At 71.1% G+C, this 5,284-nt stretch carries 5 protein-coding genes and 1 tRNA gene; 4 read left to right on the top strand and 2 right to left on the bottom strand.

The genetic code is table 11. From position 1 onward, the window contains the following. The coding region (locus GA0115259_RS28815) for a hypothetical protein (RefSeq protein ID WP_141716726.1) at positions 1–271 on the top strand (271 nt) is incomplete at its 5' end. Continuing rightward, positions 268–1,458 carry a DNA polymerase Y family protein gene (locus tag GA0115259_RS28810; RefSeq protein WP_093602454.1) on the top strand — a complete coding sequence of 397 codons (1,191 nt, stop codon included), beginning with the start codon at positions 268–270 and terminating at the stop codon, positions 1,456–1,458. The genes GA0115259_RS28815 and GA0115259_RS28810, both read left to right, overlap by 4 nt. On the opposite strand, the gene GA0115259_RS28805 is transcribed toward GA0115259_RS28810, so the two are convergent. Then, positions 1,449–1,521: transfer RNA gene (locus GA0115259_RS28805), tRNA-Ala, on the bottom strand. The two genes, GA0115259_RS28810 and GA0115259_RS28805, sit on opposite strands and share 10 nt — an antisense overlap. A 189-nt stretch (positions 1,522–1,710) precedes the next feature. Here GA0115259_RS28805 and GA0115259_RS28800 point away from each other — a divergent pair. After that, positions 1,711–2,262 carry a helix-turn-helix domain-containing protein gene (locus GA0115259_RS28800; protein ID WP_093602452.1) on the top strand — a complete coding sequence of 184 codons (552 nt, stop codon included), beginning with the start codon at positions 1,711–1,713 and terminating at the stop codon, positions 2,260–2,262. Positions 2,263–2,326: 64 nt separating this feature from the next. Then, positions 2,327–3,910 carry a serine/threonine-protein kinase gene (locus GA0115259_RS28795; protein ID WP_093602450.1) on the top strand — a complete coding sequence of 528 codons (1,584 nt, stop codon included), beginning with the start codon at positions 2,327–2,329 and terminating at the stop codon, positions 3,908–3,910. Between the two features lie 41 nt (positions 3,911–3,951). Here the strand turns inward: GA0115259_RS28795 and GA0115259_RS28790 are convergent, their stop codons facing one another. Further along, positions 3,952–5,277, bottom strand: coding sequence for a hypothetical protein (locus GA0115259_RS28790; protein WP_256098185.1), 1,326 nt, complete (start codon positions 5,275–5,277; stop codon positions 3,952–3,954). Positions 5,278–5,284 lie beyond the last annotated feature (7 nt).

Here is a 5,284-nt window from a genome sequence, read left to right as displayed (position 1 = left end):
CCGGGCCCGCGCCCCCCGCCGCACCGTCGTCGGCACCATGGCCTGGAACCTGGAAGAACTCGCCGCCGTCCGGCGCGACCACGGCCCTGAAGCAGCGCTGAGACTCCTCGGCGCCGCCCGCCCCCACACCACCCCCGCCGAACCGTCCCGCACCCTGGCCAACAGCCCCACCGGCGCCCGCCTTCATCCCTATGCGGATCTTCAGCCGCCCGGCTCCCGCACCGCTGACCTGCGCAAGCTGGGCCATCGCAGCCCGGGGAGTGCGGGATGAGCAGCCGGGTCCGGCGCCGTCATCACATCGCCCATCTCCATCTGCACGGCGACCTCTCCGCGGACCGGTACGACAAGGCCCTCACACTGCTGGGCGACATCACCCCCCACGTCCAGCCCTTCCCCCCGGACGCCGTCCAGCTCGACCTGACCTCCGCACTCCGGTACTTCGACAGGACCCCGTACGACCTGATCCAGATGGCACGGCTCAGACTCATGGGCCACTTCGGTATCGAAACCAGTGCGGGGCTGGCCGGGAACCAGATGCTCGCCGCAATGGCCGCCGCGGCCTCCGCACCCGGGGAGACCACGTATGTGCGGGCCGGGCTGGAAACCGGCTGGCTACGGCCCTTCCCGGTCAGCGCACTGCCCGGAATCGGCCAAGCAACAGCCGCGACCCTCGGCACGTACGGCCTCCACACCATCGGCCAGGTCGCCGACACCCCCGCCGCCACCCTGCAACGGATCCTCGGCGCCGCCCCCGCCCGGCTGCTCGCCGACCACGCCCGCGGCCACGCCCCCCGCCCGCTCACCCCGGCCGAACCCGCCGCCCACCTGACCGCCGAACTCACCCTGGACCAGGACTGCCTCGACCCGGCCCGCCACCACGCCGCCGTCCTCGGCCTCGTCGAAGAACTGGGCATACGGCTACGCACGGCCGAGCAGGTCACCGCCCGGCTCACCCTCACCGTGCGGTACGCCGACCGCAGCATCACCACCCGCACCCGCACACTGCCCGAACCCACCGCGCACTCACCCCTGCTGACCGCCACCGCCCTCGGCATCCTCGCCTCCCTCGGCCTGCAACGCGCCCGGGTCCGCAACTACAGCCTGCGCGCCGACCAGCTACGACCCGCCGCGCACGCCCACCACCAGCTCACCCTCGACCCGTCCGACACCCGCGCCCACGCCACCGAAGCCGCCGCCGACCAGGCCCGCCACCGCTTCGGCCGCACCGCGGTCACCCCGGCCACATTGAGCCGGAACGGGACGAACACACGTAATACGAGACGGAAACAGAACCGCTTACAAAGGCATGGACCGGTTCCGCTGCTGGGCCTCCGCATAAGCCATGAACCGGCCGTACTCGACCGACGCCGCCCACCAGTCGCCCACCAAAACGGAAGAAGGACCCCTTCTGATCTACGTTTCCGCAGGTCAGAAGGGGTCCGCGAGAGTGGAGCCTAGGGGAGTCGAACCCCTGACATCTGCCATGCAAAGACAGCGCTCTACCAACTGAGCTAAGGCCCCGGGACGGGTGTCGGGTACGGCCGAGCGGTTGTGCGTGGCTCGTCCTTCGCCGGGGACCAGAGTACCGGGTGTTCCCCGGGATCCCGCAAAAGGATTGGGACTCCCCGTGTGCGACCACGCTCCGTAAGATGCCCCACGAGGTTCGCAGCAGCGAAGCTGCCGCGATGGGGAAGCGATGGGGAGACGCACATGGACGCCGCACAGCAGGAAACGACCGCGAGAGCCAGAGAACTCCAGAGAAGCTGGTACGGAGAGCCGCTGGGGGCGCTCTTCCGCCGGCTCATCGACGATCTTGGCCTGAACCAGGCCAGGCTCGCCGCCGTCCTCGGGCTGTCCGCGCCGATGCTCTCACAATTGATGAGCGGTCAACGCGCGAAGATCGGCAATCCGGCGGTCGTCCAACGCGTCCAGGCATTGCAGGATCTGGCCGGTCAGGTCGCGGACGGCAGCGTCAGCGCGGGAGAGGCCACCGACCGGATGGAGGAGATCAAGAAGTCGCAGGGCGGCTCGGTCCTCACCGGTACCAGCCAGACGACGACGAACAGCTCGGGCGCGCCGACCGTGCGCCGGGTGGTCCGGGAGATCCAGTCCCTGCTGCGGTCGGTCGCGGCGGCCGGCGACATCATAGATGCGGCGGACTCCCTCGCACCGACCCAGCCCGAACTGGCAGAGTTCCTCAGGGTCTACGGCGCCGGACGCACCGCGGAGGCGGTCGCCCACTACGAGGCGCACCAGAGCTAGCAGCGGAGCGGGGCCCGGAGGCGGCGGGCCGCCGGACGAGACGACTGGGAGCGAGCGCGGCGCAATGGGTGAGGTCTTCGCGGGGCGGTACGAGCTGATCGACCCGGTCGGACGCGGTGGTGTCGGCGCCGTCTGGCGTGCCTGGGACCACCGGCGCCGACGCTATGTGGCGGCGAAGGTCCTCCAGCAGAGCGACGCGCACACTCTTCTCCGCTTCGTCCGGGAACAGGCGCTCAGAATCGATCACCCCCATGTCCTCGCTCCGGCAAGCTGGGCCGCCGACGACGACAAGGTGCTGTTCACCATGGATCTGGTGAGCGGCGGATCGCTGGCGCATCTCATCGGTGACTACGGGCCGCTGCCGCCCCGCTTCGTCTGCACCCTGCTCGACCAACTGCTGTCCGGGCTGGCCGCGGTGCACGCGGAAGGCGTCGTGCACCGCGACATCAAACCGGCCAACATCCTGCTGGAAGCCACCGGCACGGCCCGGCCGCATCTGCGGCTCTCCGACTTCGGCATCTCCATGCGCAAGGGAGAGCCGCGTCTGACGGAGACCAACTATGTGGTCGGTACGCCCGGTTACTTCGCGCCCGAGCAGTTGACGGGCGCCGAGCCCGACTTCCCCGCCGATCTCTTCGCGGTCGGTCTCGTCGCGCTCTATCTGCTGCAGGGTCAGAAGCCGGATTCCAAGGCCCTGGTCGAGCTCTTCCTCGCCCATGGCACGCCCGGGGCGCCGCAGGGCATTCCCGAGCCGCTGTGGCAGGTTCTGGCGGGCCTGCTCCAGCCCGACCCGCACGCACGGTTCCGTACGGCCACAGGCGCGCGCAAGGCGCTGACGTCGGCCATGGAACTGCTGCCCGAGCCGGACATCGACGACGAACTGGTCGAGGTCTTCGACCAGATCGGGCCGCTTCCCTCCGCGTTCGGCCCCGACGGGCCCGTCATGGAGCCGCAGCCGGCCGTCCGGCCGGAGACCAGGCGGCCGGCAGCCCCCCGGACAGACCCGGACGCCGGCCCGCGCTCAGCCCCGCACTCCGCCCCGTACGCAGGACCGCAGACGGGCCCGCAGATGGGCCCGCACATCGCCGATCCGTACGCCGATCCCCGCGCGGCCCTCGGGACCGGCGGCCAGATGTCCGTACCGCAGCCGCCCTCGTCGCCTCCCCCCACCACGCCCGTCACTCCGACTCCCACCCCCACCTCCATGTCGGAGACCGGCAGTTTCCATCTCCCCCCACCGCCCGACCGCAGCCAGGAGCAGCCACAGCAGCAGGCTCAGCCGCAGCAGCCCGAGCCACGACAGCAGGCTCCCGCGCCGCCGCATCCGCACCCGGTGCAGCCGTCCACTCCCCCCACCCCCATGCCGGCGCATCAGGTCCCGCCCTTTCACCCGCAGCCGCCCGACCTCTCCCAGGCCCGGACAGAGGCGGTCTGGCACGAACAAGGCCACACTCGTCCGTACACCGCTCAGAGCCCGCAGGTTCCGCTTCAGCCGCAGCCGGTTCCGCAGGAGCCCGTGGCGGTGCGCGCTCCGGCCCACCATGGGCCCAGGAAACGGCCGGGACCGCCCCCGAAGGTGGCGGTCCCGGTACTGCTGGTGGCGCTGGCCTGCTTCACGGTCGGCTTCTGGGCGCTGGCCCAGATCTGACCGCCGTCCTTGCCCCTTGCCGCCCCCTGCCGTCCTTCCCGCTACCAGGCCGAGGGCGGCCCGTACGACTGCGTGGGCGGCGTGTGCTGCGTCGGCACCTCCACCGTGCCCGTGCTCGTCCCCGGTCCAGCGCCCATCCCAGGGCCGGGCCCCCGGCCCGCGCGCCGCCGCGCGAGCAGCGTCCATACGCCGAGCCCCAGCACCAGCACCGTGCCCGCGCCGATTCCGCCCGCCGCGACCAGCACCATCCGGCCGTCGCTTCCCGTACCGCCCGGACCGCCCGGGTCGCCGTCGCCATCGCCCACCGCGAAGTCGCCCGCAGGCCCGTCGTACTCCGGTCCGCCGGTGGCCTGGCCCTCGATGTTCACCCGCATCGTCAGCCCGTACGGCTTGTTCCCGAACTCCTCGCCCACCTGCGGACTGAGACTGACCCTCAGGTAGTACCAGCCGGCGAACCGCATCTCCTTGTCTCCCACACGGGAGCCGAAGCGGTTCTCGTACGCCACCGGCGGCAGCGGATCAAGCGCCGTGGTCTTCTGCTTGCCGTTGTACGACACCGCGCCGGTGCTGTCGACGAGTCCTCGCGCCGGGTTGTAGAGCGACATGGCCAGAGCGCCGGTCACAAATCCTCTGCCGTCGGAGCTGCCCAGATCGGCGTCGGTGAAGAGCTGCTGTCCCCAGTCCACCGGCACCTTGTAGAAAAGCGATTCGCCCGGCTCGATCCGCGCCGTCCACTCGCCGTCGGCAAGGCTCTCGGCGTCGAAGAAGCTGGTGCCGCCCTGCCGCTCCTGCGGCACGCCGCCGGCCGGTCCGGGAGAGGCGCTCGGCCACTCCGAAGGTGCCTCGGACGGAGACGGGCCGGCCGTCACGAGTCCCGGCTCGGAGACATGGCGGATCTCCAGCTCCCACGGCTCGGGCGTGGAGGTGTCCGCGCTGGTCCGCTCGATCACGACGTAGTACGGACCCGCCTCCTGGCAGGAGTACGCACCGGCCTCGATCATCCGGTACGCATAGGCCGCGAGCGGTCTGGGAAACCGGCCGGCCGAGCCGAACTGCGCGTCATTGGAGCTACAGTCACTGCCCCGGCTGTCCTGGAGCGAAACCTTGACCTTGTCCCCGTAGGCGACCGTCGTACCGAGCTGAGGCACGGCCACCGCCGAAACATAGGCGTTCGTCGTAGCGTCGAGATTCAGCCGGTAGACGAGCTTGTCGCCGGGCCCGATCGAGTCCCGGTAGGTGGCGCCCGGCTCCAACAGCTCCGCGTCGCTCGTGGTCGCCGCTCCCGCGATCTGCCGCGCCTCGGGATCGAAGACATACGGGCTCGGCTCGCCGACCGCCGCCCAGGACCGGTCCGGCAGCGCCACCACGGCACCG

This window comes from Streptomyces sp. MnatMP-M17 (assembly GCF_900091995.1).
In the GTDB taxonomy this organism is placed as follows: Bacteria; Actinomycetota; Actinomycetes; order Streptomycetales; family Streptomycetaceae; genus Streptomyces.
The sequence above is the reverse complement of the archived record's forward strand: the minus strand, read 5'-3'. Positions and strand labels throughout refer to the sequence as shown.

Excerpts from the sequence above, each read along its gene's own strand:
- GA0115259_RS28800 (WP_093602452.1), top strand. The coding sequence starts at position 1,711 with ATGGACGCCGCACAGCAGGAAACGACCGCGAGAGCCAGAGAACTCCAG.
- GA0115259_RS28795 (WP_093602450.1), top strand. The coding sequence starts at position 2,327 with ATGGGTGAGGTCTTCGCGGGGCGGTACGAGCTGATCGACCCGGTCGGA.
- GA0115259_RS28810 (WP_093602454.1), top strand. The coding sequence starts at position 268 with ATGAGCAGCCGGGTCCGGCGCCGTCATCACATCGCCCATCTCCATCTG.